At 67.4% G+C, this 14,708-nt stretch carries 12 protein-coding genes; 4 read left to right on the top strand and 8 right to left on the bottom strand.

Going from position 1 to position 14,708, the window contains the following annotated elements; genetic code table 11:
• Positions 1-11: 11 nt before the first annotated feature.
• The 8 genes from FZ029_RS02135 to FZ029_RS02100 all read right to left on the bottom strand — a co-directional run bounded on the left by FZ029_RS02135 (position 12) and on the right by FZ029_RS02100 (position 9,358).
• The gene (locus FZ029_RS02135) at positions 12-2,417 is read right to left on the bottom strand and encodes a HAMP domain-containing methyl-accepting chemotaxis protein (RefSeq protein ID WP_149267827.1); all 2,406 of its coding nucleotides are present in this window, start codon (positions 2,415-2,417) and stop codon (positions 12-14) included.
• Between the two features lie 120 nt (positions 2,418-2,537).
• A complete protein-coding gene (locus FZ029_RS34045) occupies positions 2,538-3,665 on the bottom strand; it encodes a GNAT family N-acetyltransferase (RefSeq protein ID WP_348771126.1) in 1,128 nt (375 codons plus the stop codon).
• Positions 3,666-3,729: 64 nt separating this feature from the next.
• Entirely contained in the window at positions 3,730-4,035 is a 306-nt protein-coding gene (locus FZ029_RS02125; protein ID WP_149267826.1) for a hypothetical protein, read from the bottom strand.
• Between the two features lie 84 nt (positions 4,036-4,119).
• Positions 4,120-5,208: a tRNA epoxyqueuosine(34) reductase QueG gene (queG, locus tag FZ029_RS02120; RefSeq protein ID WP_247892102.1), complete on the bottom strand. Its 1,089-nt coding sequence runs from the start codon at positions 5,206-5,208 to the stop codon at positions 4,120-4,122.
• Positions 5,195-5,659, bottom strand: a complete 465-nt coding sequence (gene queF / locus FZ029_RS02115; RefSeq protein WP_149267825.1) for a preQ(1) synthase — start codon at positions 5,657-5,659, stop codon at positions 5,195-5,197. Before queF ends, queG begins: the two co-directional genes overlap by 14 nt.
• Positions 5,652-6,893 (bottom strand): tRNA guanosine(34) transglycosylase Tgt, encoded by a 1,242-nt coding sequence (gene tgt / locus FZ029_RS02110; protein WP_149267824.1) that lies wholly within the window; start codon positions 6,891-6,893, stop codon positions 5,652-5,654. Before tgt ends, queF begins: the two co-directional genes overlap by 8 nt.
• Positions 6,890-7,918, bottom strand: a complete 1,029-nt coding sequence (gene queA / locus FZ029_RS02105; RefSeq protein WP_149267823.1) for a tRNA preQ1(34) S-adenosylmethionine ribosyltransferase-isomerase QueA — start codon at positions 7,916-7,918, stop codon at positions 6,890-6,892. Before queA ends, tgt begins: the two co-directional genes overlap by 4 nt.
• 93 nt (positions 7,919-8,011) lie before the next feature.
• Positions 8,012-9,358 (bottom strand): AarF/UbiB family protein, encoded by a 1,347-nt coding sequence (locus FZ029_RS02100; RefSeq protein ID WP_149267822.1) that lies wholly within the window; start codon positions 9,356-9,358, stop codon positions 8,012-8,014.
• 566 nt (positions 9,359-9,924) lie between these two features.
• Between FZ029_RS02100 and FZ029_RS02095 the strand changes: the two genes are divergently transcribed.
• The 4 genes from FZ029_RS02095 to guaB all read left to right on the top strand — a co-directional run bounded on the left by FZ029_RS02095 (position 9,925) and on the right by guaB (position 14,698).
• On the top strand, positions 9,925-11,163 hold the full coding sequence (locus FZ029_RS02095) for an ABC transporter substrate-binding protein (RefSeq protein ID WP_149267821.1): 1,239 nt from the start codon (positions 9,925-9,927) through the stop codon (positions 11,161-11,163).
• A 133-nt stretch (positions 11,164-11,296) separates the two neighbouring features.
• Positions 11,297-12,319, top strand: coding sequence for a Ppx/GppA phosphatase family protein (locus tag FZ029_RS02090; protein WP_149198216.1), 1,023 nt, complete (start codon positions 11,297-11,299; stop codon positions 12,317-12,319).
• Between the two features lie 85 nt (positions 12,320-12,404).
• Entirely contained in the window at positions 12,405-13,112 is a 708-nt protein-coding gene (locus FZ029_RS02085; RefSeq protein WP_149198217.1) for an RlmE family RNA methyltransferase, read from the top strand.
• Between the two features lie 107 nt (positions 13,113-13,219).
• Entirely contained in the window at positions 13,220-14,698 is a 1,479-nt protein-coding gene (guaB, locus tag FZ029_RS02080; protein ID WP_085089902.1) for an IMP dehydrogenase, read from the top strand.
• The last annotated feature ends 10 nt before the right edge of the window (positions 14,699-14,708 follow it).

Below are 14,708 nucleotides of genomic sequence, written 5' to 3'. Positions count from 1 at the left end.
GGCTCTAAACGTCAGGCTGTCCGTACCTTGTTCAGGAAGCCCTGGACCTCGCCGCGCAGGCGGTCGGCCTGGGTGGCGAGCGTGCGGCTGGCGGTCAGGACCGCATCGGCGGCGCCGCCGGTCTTGGTGGCGGCGGTGGTCACCTCGGCGATGTTGCGCATCACCTGCTGGGTGCCTTCGGCCGCCTGCTGGACATTCTGGGCGATCTCGCGGGTTGCGCTGCCCTGCTGCTCCATCTCATGGGCGATGTCGGTAACGGTGCCGCTGATGGCGGTGACGGCTTCGGAGATGGTGCGGATGGCGTCCACCGCACTGGTGGTGGCGGTCTGCATCTCCGCGACCTGGGCGGAGATCTCCTCGGTCGCCTTGGCGGTCTGGCCGGCGAGGTTCTTCACCTCGGTCGCCACCACGGCGAAACCCTTGCCGGCTTCACCGGCGCGGGCGGCTTCGATGGTCGCGTTGAGCGCCAGCAGGTTGGTCTGCTCGGCGATCTCGCCGATCAGGCCGACGACCTGACCGATCCGCTCGGCGGCGAGCGACAGACCCTCGACGATGCTGTTGGTCTGCACCGCCTTGTCGGCGGCACCGGAGGCGGTGGCCGAACTGGCGTTGAGCTGTCGGGAAATTTCGGCGATGGAAGCCGACAGTTCCTCGGCCGCCGCCGCGACCGTCTGCACGTTGGCGGTGGCCTGCTGCGAGGCCGTGGCGACGGCGGTTGACTTGGCGGTGGTCAGCGCCGCGTCCGACGACATCTCCTGCGCATCCCGGCCCAGCGAGTTGGCCGACTCGGTCAGCGACATGACCACGCCCGACACCGCCTGTTCGAAGCCGTTGGCGAACTCGTTCATCGTGCGGCGGCGGTCGGCATCGATCTGGATGCGCATCTCCTCCCGCTCGCGTTCCATCCGCTGCATCTCCAGGGCGTTGTCCTTGAAGATGGTCATGGCTGCGGCCATGTTGCGCAGTTCGTCCTTGCGGTCGCTGCCGGGGATGTCGACCGTCAGGTCTCCTTCGGCCAGCCGGCCCATGGCGCCGGTCATGGCGTGCAGCGGGTGGGTGATGGCACGGTCGATGATCCAGGCCATCAGCATGCCAAGGATCAGCGCCACGGCGGCCCCCACGGCGATCACCATTCCGGCGCTGGCGCGCCCGGCTTCGCGGTCGTCGCGCTGCAGGGTGACCAGCCGGCCGACCTGGCCGCTGACCGTGGCGGACGCGTTGGCCATCGCCGCCGATGCCTCGTGCTGCTTGGCCACGGCGGACGACAGCGAGGCGAATTCCGAGTCGAAGGCCCGTGCGGCCTCGGTGATGGCAGCGATCAGAGCGCGCCCTTCCTGGTCGACCAGCACGGCGCCGGCCTGTTCGGCAAGCCCCAGGATCTCCTTCACCGCGGCGTCGGCCATGGCCTTGGCGTCGGCCGCGCCGGTCAGCAGGAAATCGCGCTGGCCGAGCATCGCGGATTGGGCGCCCTGCACCAGCCGCATCGCCAGACCGCGCAGCATCACCGCCTCGTTCACCTCGCTCTGGGCGTATTTGGAGGCCTCGCTCAGGGCCTCGGTCACCATCGCCTGATTCTGCTGCAACTCCACCGCGCGCTCCTGCACGCCGCGCGCGGCTTCGTCGAGCCCGATGGCCACCCCCGCCTCGGTGAGCGCGGCGACGCCCTTGCCGCGCAGGGACTTGACGGTATCGTGATAGGCGCGGGAATCGCCGGCGATCCGGGCGGCGAGTTCCTCGTCATTGGTGCCGACGAGGTCCTTGGCGACGGTGTCGGTGGTCTGCACCAATTCGTCCAGCGCCGCCACGATGCGGTCGGCCAGCGCCTCGTCCGCGTTGCGGCGGAGTTCGCTCTGCTGGCGCCGAACTTCCAGAACCCGTTCGATCACACGGTTCGCGCGCTCCGCCGTGTCCATGCTGTGGCGCAACTCGGCATCGGCGTCGCGCTTGCTGGTCATGTTCAGGTCATAGCGCTCGGACTGCTGCTTGCCGATCTTCTCGGCGATCTCGCGCAGCGCGCGGGCGCGCGTTTCCATACTGGCGGTGCGGGCGTGCGCCTCGCCGTCCTGTGCGACGAAATTGGCGAAGGCGGCGCGGTAGCCGTCGATGCCCGACAGAACCTCGTCCAGCAGACGCCGGCCCTCGCCCTCGGTCAGGGCGGCGCGGGTTTCCTGCGCTTCGGTCTGCAGGGCATCCAGCATTCCCGGAACATTGGTCGCAGCCTTGGCGTCGCGTTCGGTGACGAAGCGCGCCTCCTCCAGCCGGACCGACTTCAGCCGGGTGTCGAGGTCGGCGGTGTGGGACGCCAAATCGACCCGTTCGGCATAGGTGCTCAGGCTGTTCCAGCCGACGAACGCCACGCCCACGGTCAGCAGCAGCACGGCGGCGAAGCCAAGCGCGATCCGGGTTCCGATCGTCATGGATTTTGGACTCCCCGATGGCATCGCCTGTGCGGCGACCCTTTTCTCCCAATCATTGGGACGATTGAACCACAGCTCGGTTAACGTCCGGTTTGATTCAGGTCAGGAAACCCACATATTTCAGAAGCGGTCGGGCATCCACGAGGGTGCGCCGCAAAATATGCGGTGCAAACGGTCGATCATCTTTTCTTCACCATGAAGCAAACCGGCTCTCCACAATGAACGAGCGCTTGCATGCCCTGTGAACAGACTGGCGAAGGCGGAGACACCCAGGCGGATCGGCGGTTCGATGACTTGCCCCAATTCGGAGATGTTGCCCTTGGATTGAGCAACCTCAAGGTGATAGTTCCCGGAGTTACCGTGGATTAAGCGATCTTTTATCTCAAAAGTGGCAGACTCCAGCAAGCCGGCCGGATAGCCGCGTGCCTTCAGCGACAGTGCTATGTTGAGCGGGCGGATCAGCCACTCCTCGCGCAGATCCAGCGTCACGCCGTCTCCGCCCATCAGCGCCAACGTGTCGTCCGGGCCGCCGCGCCACGTAACCCGGTCGACCTGAGCGCGGAAGCCGGCCAGCAGGGCCATGGCGGGCTCCAGCGCCCGTGGCGAGGGCAGACAGGCATCCGCGACGGCAAGACGCCGCTCTTGCGGCGGTGTCACCGCAATATAGCCGTCGTCGTTGCGGAAGAGGTCGGCCGGTTCGCCATCGGGGCAGAGGGCGAGCGTCCACAGCGCCTCCGTCCGTTCCGGCAGTCCGTTCTGTTCCGCCAGCACCGGCCGCCGGAGCATCGCCAGCGGCGTGGCATCGAGCGGATCCGCGGGCAAAAGGGAGGCTGCTGTCGCTCTGGCCCGCGCGAAGGCCATCGGCGGAGCGCTCCAGCGGCAGGTGACGCCGCCGCGGCCGAAGCCGAGTCGCTGGTAAAAGGGCAGGGTGGCCGGGCAGAGGACCGAAAGCGCCGCCCCGGCATTCCGCCCCTCCATCATCAGGGCCCGCATCAGCGCACTGCCATGGCCGGCGCCGCGCAGGGCCGGGTCGACCGCCACCATGGCGATGGCCTGCACCGGAACCGGGCGTCCGCCGAACCACTGGTCCATCATCCAGTGCGCGGCGCAGGCAGCCAATACGGTGCCCGTGGCCTGTGGAACTCTCAGGACGCGGATGCTGTCGATGCCGAACAGCCCGGCATAGCGGTCGAACAGATCGCGGGACAGCCCGAATCCGAGCCGCGCAAGACGTGCGACGTCGCTCAGCTCGTCCGGAAGGGCCGGGCCGTACCCGTGATGTGGAGCGGGGAGGGAGACGGCTGGCCTCCGCTCATTCGGCGGCGGGCGGGACCGCGGCGACGCGGGTCGGGATCAGCGCGGCGAGGATGCGTGACTGCTCGTCCAGGCGGCCTTCCATCCGGCTGATGCGTTCGCCCTGATTGTGGACGGTGACCTGCAGGTCTTTGAGGCGGTGGTCGATGCCGTCCAGGCGCTGGTCCATACTGTCCAAGCGCTGGTCCATGCCGTCCAAACGCTGTTCGACCCTATCGAGCCGATGCCCGAACTGGTCGAGCTTCCGGTCGAAGTGGGTCTTCATATCCAGAATCGCGTTCAGAATTTCGGCATCGTTCGACATGCACGCCTCCGATGGAATGATAGCGCAACAGCGCGGGCGCCGACAAGTTAAGCGGGGAGTGCCGTCAGGTTGAAGAAATGCCGCTCATGCGTGTTCATTTGTCGCGCCACTCAACCTTGCCATGGCCCAGCCGGCCGCCTCGCGCACCGCGTCGCTTGCATCCTGGCGCAGAGCCTCGGCAACCGGGCGCAGCGCCGGATCGCCGCTGTTGCCGATGGCGACCAGCACGTTGCGGACGAAGCGGTCGCGGCCGATGCGCTTGATGGGGGAGCCGCTGAACACCTGGCGGAAGCCGGCATCGTCCAACTGTGCCAGATCGGCCAGCCGCGGCGCCGTCAGTTCGGCGCGCGGCAGGAAGGCGGGTTCGCTGGTCGCGCGGGCGAACTTGTTCCAGGGGCAGGCGGCCAGACAATCGTCGCAGCCATAGATGCGGTTGCCCATCAACGGCTTGAGTTCGTCGGGGATCGGCCCCTTGTGCTCGATGGTCAGATAGCTGATGCAGCGCCGGGCGTCGATCTGGTAGGGCGCCGGAAAGGCGGCGGTCGGACAGGCCACCTGACAGCGGTCGCAGGAGCCGCAGCGGTCGTGTGCCGGCGGGTCGGGCGGCAATTCCAGCGTCGTGTAGATCTCGCCGAGGAACAGCCAGGAGCCATGGTCGCGCGACACCAGATTGGTGTGCTTGCCCTGCCAGCCCAGCCCGGCCTGCGCCGCCAGCGGCTTTTCCATCACCGGAGCGGTGTCGACGAACACCTTCACCCCGGCCTTGGTCTGGTGGGCCAGCCATTGGGCCAGCGTCTTCAGCCGCCCCTTGATCAGGTCGTGATAGTCGCGGTTGCGGGCATAGACGGAGACGACGCCGCGGTCCGGATGCTCCGCCAGCCGGCGCGGGTCGTCGTGGGGGGCGTAGCTGGTGCCGAGGGCGATGACGGTGCGCGCCTCGTCCCACAGGGATTGCGGATGGCTGCGCTGGTCGCTGCGCTCGGCCATCCAGCCCATGTCGCCGTGCCGCCCCTCGGCGACGAAGCGGGCGAGACGCTCGCGCGCCTCTGGCCCCAGAGCGGCGGGGGCGAATCCCACCGCGTCGAATCCCACCGCCAGCGCGCGGTCGCGGATGGCGTCCCGCAGCCGCGCCGGGTCGGCGGAGGCCAGCGGAGCGGGTTTAGCCGCGGCCACGGTAGGTCGGAACGTCCTGCGACGGGATCCAGACGCCCTTCGGCGGCTCTCCGGTCTGGAAGAAGACGTCGATGGGGATGCCGCCGCGCGGATACCAATAGCCGCCGATGCGCAGCCAGACCGGCGAAAGCTCGCCCACCAGCCGCTTGCCGATGCCGACGGTGCAGGCCTCGTGGAAGGCGCCGTGGTTGCGGAAGCTGGTCAGGTATAGCTTCAGCGACTTCGATTCGACCAGCCAGTCGCCGGGCACATAGTCGATGACCAGATGAGCGAAGTCCGGCTGGCCGGTGATCGGGCAGAGCGAGGTGAACTCCGGCGCGGTGAAGCGCACGCAATAGGGATCGCCGGGATTCGGGTTCGGCACCCGCTCCAGCACCGCCTCTTCCGGAGTCTTGGGCTGGACGGTGGAACCGCCGAGCTGGGTCAGGCCGGCATAGATGTTCTCAGTCATCGGTCTTTTCCTCCGCCACCCGCTCTGCCTTCGGCGGATCGCTGTCTTTGCCCGCCTTCGGTGGGCGGCCTTGCTTCGGCGGCTTGCCGGGCTTGGCGATGGGGTCCACGGTCGCCTCGATGTCGCCTTCGTTCATACGGGCTTCCATTGCGCTGGCAACTTCCTCGAAATTGCCGTCCTCGATGGCCTGCCGCATCGTCCGCATCACGTCCTGGTAGTAATGCAGGTTGTGCCAGGTCAGCAGCATCGGCCCCAGCATCTCGTCCGCCTTGAACAGATGATGCAGATAGCCCCGGCTGTAGCTTCGGCAAGTCGGGCAGCCGCATTCGGCGTCGAGCGGGCGCTCGTCATGGGCGTGGCGGGCGTTGCGGATGTTGATGGTGCCGCGGCGGACGAAGGCCTGTCCGGTGCGTCCGGAGCGGGTCGGCATCACGCAGTCGAACATGTCGACGCCGCGCCGCACCGCGCCGATCAGGTCGCTCGGCCGGCCGACGCCCATCAGGTAGCGCGGGCGGTCCTTGACCATCAGCGGTTCGGTGAAATCGAGCACGCGGAACATCGTCTCCTGCCCCTCGCCGACCGCCAGGCCGCCGATGGCGTAGCCGTCGAAGCCGATATCGCTCAGGGCGGCGACGCTCTCCGCCCGCAGCTCCGGATAGACGCTGCCCTGGACGATGCCGAACAGGCCGTAACCGGGCCGCTCGACGAAGGCGTCCTTGCTGCGCCGCGCCCAGCGCATCGACAGGCGCATGGAGGATTCCGCCTGCGCCTCGGTCGCCGGGAAGGGCGTGCACTCGTCCAGGCACATGGTGATGTTGCTGTCCAGCATGTGCTGGATCTGGATGGAGCGTTCCGGCGTCAGGTGGTGGCGGCTGCCGTCCAGGTGCGATTTGAAGGTGACGCCTTCCTCCGACATGGTGCGCAGGTCGGACAGGCTCATCACCTGGAAGCCGCCGCTGTCGGTCAGGATCGGCTTGTCCCAGTTCATGAAGCGGTGCAGGCCGCCCAGCTGCGCCACCCGTTCCGCCGTCGGACGCAGCATCAGGTGGTAGGTGTTGCCGAGCAGGATTTCCGCGCCCGTGGAGGCGACCGCGTCGGTGGTCATCGCCTTCACCGTCGCCGCGGTGCCGACCGGCATGAAGGCCGGCGTCTCGATGGTGCCGTGGGCGGTGGTCACGCGGCCGCGCCGCGCCCGCCCGTCGGTCGCCAGAAGGTCAAAGCCGATGCCGGTCATGATGGGTCCGTCCTGTGCAGCAGCGAGGCGTCGCCGTAGCTGAAGAAGCGATAGTTGCGGTCGATGGCGTGGCTATAGGCCGCCCGCATGCGGTCATAGCCGGCGAACGCGCAGACCAGCATGAACAAAGTGGATTTCGGCAAATGGAAGTTGGTCCACAGCAGATCGACGATGCGGAAACGGTAGCCGGGGGTGATGAAGATGTCGGTGTCGCCGCTGAAGGGAAGCAGCGTCCCGTCAGGCTGCCCGGCCGTCTCCAGGATGCGCAGCGCGGTGGTGCCGACCGAGACGATCCGGCCGCCGGCCTTGCGCGTCTCGTTCACCGCGGCGGCGGTGTCTGCTGAGATCTCGCCCCATTCGCTGTGCATCTTGTGGTCGGCGATGTCGTCGACCTTCACCGGCAGGAAGGTGCCGGCGCCGACATGCAGGGTGACCGGCACCCGCCGCACGCCACGCGCATCCAGTGCCGCCAGCAGGTCGGGCGTGAAGTGCAGCCCGGCGGTGGGGGCGGCGACGGCGCCTTCGCGCGCGGCGAAGACGGTCTGGTAATCGGCGTTGTCGCCCTCGTCCGCCTTGCGGCGGATGTAGGGGGGCAGCGGCATCCGGCCATGGCGGTGCAGCGCCTCCATAAGCTCCGCCCCGCCGGCGGAGAAGCGCAGCCGCACCTCCATCCCGTCCTTGGCGATCACCTCGGCGCTGAAATCCTCGGCAATGACGATGGTGTCGCCGGGCTTCAGCCGCTTGCCGGGCTTGGAGAAAGTCGCCCATTCCCGCTCGCCCAGCCGCTTGTGCAGCGTGATTTCCACCGCCACTTCGCCGCGCCGACCGTCGAGCCGGGCCGGGATGACGCGGGTGTCGTTGACGACCATCAGGTCGCCCGGCTGCAGCAGCGAGGGCAGGTCCCGCACGATGAAGTCGCGCAAGGTCGGGCCCACCTCCAGCAGGCGGGCGGCGTCACGCGGCCGGACGGGATGCTCGGCGATCCGGTCGGGCGGCAGGTCGAAGTCGAAATCGGCGGTCTTCATGGGAGGGGCAAGCTATAGACTGAACGGTGGGCGGATGGGAAGGGTCTGGGGGCAAGTCATTTGTTGGATCGCAGGCTTTTTGCCCCCACTTCCTCACTCCGCCTGCGGCAACCCCTGCGCCGCCAGCGCCGCGCTCTGCCGCGCCGCCAGTTCGTTCACGTCGAAGTCGCGGATCAGCCCCTGGAACATCTGGTACCAGTTCAGCTCTGCCTTCAGATGCAGGAACACCGAGCCCAGCCCCACCGCGGCGCGGTCCATGAAAACGAACTCGCGCGGAATCTCGACGCCGCCGACGCGGCGCAGCTCCGCGTGAACCTTGCCGGCGGTCTCTCGCCCGTAATGGCCGCCGTTGGTCTCCTCGATCTTGCGCTGGCGGTCCTCCATGATCGGGGCATAGACGAAGCGTGCCCAGATGTTCAGCACGTCGACCAGCTCGTTCGACGGGTTGACGAAGCCCCAGGTGCGGTAGGCCTCCACCGCCTGTTCGCGATTCTCCGTGCGCAGCGCGTTGTAGAGGTCGATCACGCCCTTGACGAAGCTGGGCTTGAAAACGCGGATGCAGCCGAAATCAAGCAGGTTGATCGACCGGTCGGGGCGGACCGTGTAGTTGCCCAGATGCGGGTCGCCGTGGATGACCCCGTAATTATAGAAGGGCACATACCAGGCGCGGAACATGTTCATCGCCAACTCGTCGCGCGCTTCCGGATGCTCGGCGACGAACTCCAGGATCTTGCGGCCATGCTCCCAGCCCATGGTCAGCAGCCGCTTGCTTGACAGCTCCGGCACCACGTCCGGCACATGGACGCCGGGCGTGTCGGCCAGCATCGACTGATACAGGCGGGTGTGCTTGGCCTCCCGTTCGTAATCCAGCTCCTCGCGCAGGCGGGCGCCGATCTCCTTCTGGATCTGGCGGGTGGAGATGGCGCTGTCGGTGCGCTCGAAGATCGCGAAGATCAGGCCCAACTGCCGCAGGTCGGCCTCAACCGCCGAGGCCATGTCGGGATATTGCAGCTTGCAGGCAAGCTCCCGACCGTCCAGGCCGATGGCCTTGTGGACCTGCCCCAGCGACGCGGCGGCGGCGGCCGTGTGCTCGAAGTTGCGGAACCGCGACTGCCAGTCGGGACCAAGCTCGCTCGCCATCCGCCGCTTGACGAAGGGCCAGCCCATCGACGGCGCGTCGGCTTGAAGCTGCGCCAGCTCCTGGGTGTATTCCTTCGGCAGGGCGTCGGGGATGGTGGACAGGATCTGCGCCACCTTCATCAGCGGCCCTTTCAGCCCGCCGAGCGCCACCCGCAGTTCGGCCGCGTGGCGTTCCCGCTCCACGCGGATTCCCAGCACGCGCTCGCCCGCCAGCCGCGCGGCCAGCCCGCCAACGGCGGTGCCGACCCGCGCATACCGCGCGACCCGTCCGCCCCATGTGTTTTCATCCTGTTCCGGCATAGCCCTCAAGGTGGTGCGCCCGCCGCAAAAGGCCAGCCCACCCCCAGACGGAGACTGCCGACGGAAGGCCTCCGTTTGGTGCTGCGCCGCAGCGTGCGATTTTCTTGACAGCTCTGTGAAAGGAGCGCAGGCTTCGTCTTACAGTAATCGACATCGAGGTGAAGTGAGCGAGCATCGGAAACGCCTTACCGTTCAAGCAGATGACTTGGGCGGAACAGTAGAGACCGATACCAGGGAGGGTGAGTAAGATCATGACTCCACCGGCGCTTACGTGATGATGCCGAACTATTCGGCCGATATAGCTCAGTTTTATTTCGCCTGATTGGCGACATCATTTGGGCCGTTGATGCCCGATGCGAAAGCCCTCGCCCCACTTCGGAGCGAGGGCTTTTGTTTTGCTCGGAGTCTTCCGATGCAAAGTCCGCAACGCTCCCGCCAATACGTTGCAAACGATACTGTTTGCGCATGAAACCAAATCCCGCTATCCACGGACTCGAACGGTGCGGCAGGACGCCGCAGGTCGGCGCACGCACCCGTTACGCAAAAACGGGGATGGGGAGGATCGCATGGGTTGGTTTCCAAGGCCTTTCACGCTGGCGGCCCTGCTCGCCAAAACGGCGCTGTCAGGGGTGGCGTTGTCGGCTGTGGCGCTTTCCGCACAGGCGCAGACCACCCAGCCGGTGCGTATCGGCGTGCTGGCGGATGAGGCGGGCTTCGCGTCGGACATCGGCGGCAAGGGCGCGGTGCTCGCCACCCGGATGGCGGTGGAGGATTTCGGCGGCAGCGTGCTCGGCCGGCCGGTGCAGGTGCTGTCCGCCGACATGCAGAACAAGCCGGACGTGGCGTCCAACATCGTCCGCAGCTGGTTCGACGTCGACGGCGTCGACATGGTGACCGACATCCCGGTCTCCTCCGTCGCGCTGGCGGTGCAGGCGGTCGCGCGCGAGAAGAAGAAGGTGCTGATGATCAGCGCCGCGACGACGACCGAACTGACCAACGCCCAATGCTCGCCCTACAGCATCCATTGGGCCGACGACACCGCGTCGCTGGCGGTCGGCACGACCAAGGCGGTGGTGCAGTCGGGCGGCACCAGCTGGTACTTCATCACCGCCGACTTCGCCTTCGGCTCGGCGATGGAGAAGGCGGCGACCGAGGCGATCAAACAGGCCGGCGGCACCGTGGTCGGCGGCGTGCGCCACCCGATGGGCACCAGCGATTTCGGGTCCTACCTGCTCAGCGCCCAGGGCAGCGGCGCCAAGGTGGTGGCGCTCGCCAATGTCGGCGCGGAGACCATCGGCACCATCAAGCAGGCGGGCGAGTTCGGCCTGACCGAATCGGGCCAGCGGCTGGTCGGCTACATCGTCTTCATCACCGACATCCACTCGCTGGGTCTCGACCTTGCCAAGGGGCTGTACGTCACCAGCGGCTTCTATTGGGACAAGAACGACCAGACCCGGGCCTGGGCGAAGCGCTTCTTCGACCGTCACGGCAAGATGCCGACCAAGGAACAGGCCAACACCTACCTCGCCACCCTGCATTGGCTGAAGGGGGTGAAGGCGGCAGGCACCACCGATGCCGAGGCGGTCACCGCCGCGATGAAGGCGATGCCGACCGATTATTTCGGCACCCCCGGCAGCATCCGCAAGGACGGCCGCGTGCTGTACGACCTCGAACTGTATCAGGTGAAGACCCCGGCGGAGAGCAAGGCGCCGTGGGATTATTACAAGCAGGTCCGCAGCATCCCGGCATCGGAGGCCTTCCTGCCGATCGAGTCGAGCACTTGCCCGTTCGTGAAGGCCAAATGAGGTTTGTGAAAGCCAAGTGATTGGCGCAGATGTGACCTGCGGGTCGCCGCCGGCGGAAACCGAGTCGAGAAGGGTTCCCGCCGGCCCGCGATCCGGGTTACACTCCGCTCTTTAGGCACAGCGGGGACGGTACGTGGATCTACAGGTGCAAAGCGAGCGGCAGAACGACACCGGACGGTTGCGTTCGTCGGCGCTGGTGCGCCCGGTCTTCGCCGCGCTGGACCTCGGCACCAACAATTGCCGTCTGCTGATCGCCAAATCGGCGCCGGGCGGCTTCCGCGTCATCGACGCCTTTTCCCGCATTGTCCGCCTAGGCGAAGGGCTGAGCCGCAACGACCATCTGTCGGAACCCGCGATGGAACGCACCATCGCGGCGCTCCGCGTTTGCGGCTCCAAGATCGAACGCCGAGGCTGCACCGCCGTGCGCGCCGTCGGGACGGAGGCCTGCCGCCGCGCCGCCAACGGCGCCGCCTTCGTCGAGGCGGTGGAGCGCGAGACCGGCATTCCCCTGGAAATCATCTCCAGCCAGGAGGAGGGGCGTCTGGCGCTGGCCGGCTGCGCCGCGCTGCTGGAGCCGACCCATCCCTATGCCATCGTCTTCGACATCGGCGGCGGCTCGACCGAGCTGATGTGGCTGCAGGTGGAGAAGGGCAGGGCGCCGCGCCTGCTCGACCAGACTTCGATCCGCTGCGGCGTCATCGGCCTGACCGAGGAATATGGCGGCCCCAACGTCACCCGCGCCAACTACACCCAGATGGTGGAGGCGGTGGCCGACGCCATCGCCCCGTTCGAGGCGCGAAACCGCATCCAGAGCCGCATCGCCGCCGGCAAGGTGCAGATGCTCGGCACCTCCGGCACGGTGACGACGTTGGCCGGCGTGCATCTGGGGCTGTGCCGCTATGACCGGCGGGCGGTGGACGGCAGCTATCTGCGGGTGGACCATGCCCGCGCCGTGATCGACCATCTGGTCGCCCAGGATTTCGACGGCCGCGCCCGCCATCCCTGCATCGGCCAGGACCGCGCCGATCTGGTGGTCGCCGGCTGCGCCGTGTTGGATGCGCTGTGCGACGTCTGGCCGGTGGAACGGCTGCGCATCGCCGACCGCGGCTTGCGCGAAGGGATTCTGGTGGACCTGATCGGGGCCGCCGGCGAATAAACCGGTCGAAGCGACCGGATAGATGATCGGACAGGAGGGGAACGGCTCCCCGCCTGCGCCGGATGACCGAGGAACTGCAGCGATCATGACCGAAAAGACTCCGTCGACGCGCCCGGGCGGGCGCCGTGCCACGGTCCGTGTGAAGACCGCCGGCAAGCGCACGGAATCCTCCAAGCGCTGGCTGGAGCGCCACCTGAACGACCCCTATGTGGCCGAGGCGACCAAGCGCGGCTACCGATCGCGCGCGGCGTTCAAGCTGTTGCAGCTGGACGAGAAGTTCCGTCTGCTCGGCCCCGGCAAGCGCGTGGTCGATCTGGGCGCCGCTCCCGGCGGCTGGACGCAGATCGCGGTGGAGAAGGTGCAGACCGCCAAGGATGGCTGGAAGGTGGTGGGGCTGGACATCCTGCCGATGGACCCGGTCCCCGGCGCCACCACCATGCAGGCCGACTTCCTGGAGGAAGGCGCCGCGGAGGCGCTGAAGGAAGCGCTGGGCGGCCCGGCCGATTTGGTGCTGAGCGACATGGCCGCCCCCACCACCGGCCATCAGCAGACCGACCACCTGCGCATCATGGGGCTGGCCGAGGCCGCCTATGATTTCGCGGAGGAGGTGCTGGCCCCCGGCGGCGCCTTCGTCGCCAAGCTGTTCCAGGGTGGGGCGGAACGCTCGCTTCTCGACCGGCTGCGGCGCGACTTCGCCGTGGTCAAGCACGCCAAGCCGCCGGCCAGCCGTGCGGAGTCGTCGGAGACCTACGTCGTCGCCACCGGCTTCCGCGGCGGCAACGTGAACGGCTGAGCAGGCTTCTTTTCGCACTTGCATGACAGATGCTGTGTGCGCACGGGTTCACAAGCCCATGGTCTTGTGTATAAGTGCGCCACGTTTATCTTCCGGGAGATTCACACATGGCGCGCGACACCAAAATCCGCGAAGCCCTGACCTTCGACGACGTGCTGCTGGTTCCGGCCGAAAGCTCGGTCCTGCCGAACGACGTGGACACCCGGACAAGATTGACGAAGACCATCGAGCTGGGCATCCCGCTGATGTCCTCGGCGATGGATACGGTGACCGAGAGCCGTCTCGCCATCGCCATGGCCCAGGCCGGCGGCATCGGCGTCGTCCACCGCAACCTGACCATCGAGCAGCAGGCCGAAGAGGTCCGCAAGGTCAAGCGGTTCGAATCGGGCATGGTCGTCAACCCGATCACTATCACGCCGAACGCCACGCTGGCCGACGCGCTGCAGCTGATGGCCGATTACCGCATTTCCGGCATCCCGGTGGTGGAAAGCCGCGACCAGCTCGGCAGCGGCAAGCTGGTCGGCATGCTGACCAACCGCGATGTCCGCTTCGCCACCGATCCCAAGCAGCCGGTCAGCGAACTGATGACCAAGGAGCTGGTGACCGTCCGCGAGGGCGTCAGCCAGGAGGAAGGCAAGCGCCTGCTCCACCAGCACCGCATCGAGAAGCTGCTGGTCGTCGACGAGGATTACCGCTGCATCGGCCTCGTCACCGTCAAGGACATCGAGAAGGCGCAGGCCTATCCGAACGCGTGCAAGGACAGCAAGGGCCGCCTGCGCGTCGCCGCCGCCACCGGCACCGGCAGTGACGGTCTGGCCCGTGCGGAGGCTCTGTTCGACGCCGGCGTCGATGTGTTGGTGGTCGACACCGCGCACGGCCACTCGGCCAAGGTGCTGGAGCAGGTCCGCGCCGCCCGCGCCATGTCCAGCTACACCCAGGTGATCGCCGGCAACGTCGCCACCGCCGAAGCGGCCAAGGCGCTGATCGACGCCGGTGCGGACGCCGTCAAGGTCGGCATCGGCCCCGGCTCCATCTGCACCACCCGCATCATCGCCGGTGTCGGCGTGCCGCAGCTGACCGCGGTCATGGATGTGGTGGACGAGTGCGAGAAGCATGGCATCCCGGTGATCGCCGACGGCGGCATCAAGTATTCGGGCGATCTGGCCAAGGCCATCGCCGGCGGCGCCAGCGTCGCCATGCTGGGCAGCCTGTTCGCCGGCACCGACGAGAGCCCGGGCGAGGTCATCCTGTTCCAGGGCCGCTCCTACAAGAGCTATCGCGGCATGGGTTCGGTCGGCGCCATGGCGCGCGGCTCGGCGGATCGTTACTTCCAACAGGAAGTTTCGACCATGAAGCTGGTGCCGGAGGGCGTCGAAGGCCGCGTCCCCTACAAGGGTCCGGTCTCCGCGGTCATCCACCAGCTGGTCGGCGGCCTGCGCGCGGCCATGGGCTACACCGGCAGCGCCTCCATCGCCGAGATGCGCGAAAAGTGCCAGTTCGTCCGCATCACCAACGCCGGCCTGCGCGAAAGCCACGTCCACGACATCACCATCACCAACGAGTCGCCGAATTACAGGCAGGGGTAATGGTGTTTTT

Origin of the sequence: Azospirillum sp. Sh1 (genome assembly GCF_008365135.1) — a bacterium.
GTDB classification, from domain to species: Bacteria; Pseudomonadota; Alphaproteobacteria; order Azospirillales; family Azospirillaceae; genus Azospirillum; species Azospirillum oryzae.
Note: the sequence above shows the minus strand (reverse complement) of the source record. Positions and strands in the feature narration are given on the sequence as shown.

Bases quoted from the DNA above. Each gene is read 5' to 3' on its own strand.
- FZ029_RS02135 (WP_149267827.1), bottom strand. From the start codon at position 2,417: ATGACGATCGGAACCCGGATCGCGCTTGGCTTCGCCGCCGTGCTGCTG.
- FZ029_RS02125 (WP_149267826.1), bottom strand. From the start codon at position 4,035: ATGTCGAACGATGCCGAAATTCTGAACGCGATTCTGGATATGAAGACC.
- queF (WP_149267825.1), bottom strand. From the start codon at position 5,659: ATGACTGAGAACATCTATGCCGGCCTGACCCAGCTCGGCGGTTCCACC.
- tgt (WP_149267824.1), bottom strand. From the start codon at position 6,893: ATGACCGGCATCGGCTTTGACCTTCTGGCGACCGACGGGCGGGCGCGG.
- queA (WP_149267823.1), bottom strand. From the start codon at position 7,918: ATGAAGACCGCCGATTTCGACTTCGACCTGCCGCCCGACCGGATCGCC.
- FZ029_RS02100 (WP_149267822.1), bottom strand. From the start codon at position 9,358: ATGCCGGAACAGGATGAAAACACATGGGGCGGACGGGTCGCGCGGTAT.
- FZ029_RS02095 (WP_149267821.1), top strand. From the start codon at position 9,925: ATGGGTTGGTTTCCAAGGCCTTTCACGCTGGCGGCCCTGCTCGCCAAA.
- FZ029_RS02085 (WP_149198217.1), top strand. From the start codon at position 12,405: ATGACCGAAAAGACTCCGTCGACGCGCCCGGGCGGGCGCCGTGCCACG.
- guaB (WP_085089902.1), top strand. From the start codon at position 13,220: ATGGCGCGCGACACCAAAATCCGCGAAGCCCTGACCTTCGACGACGTG.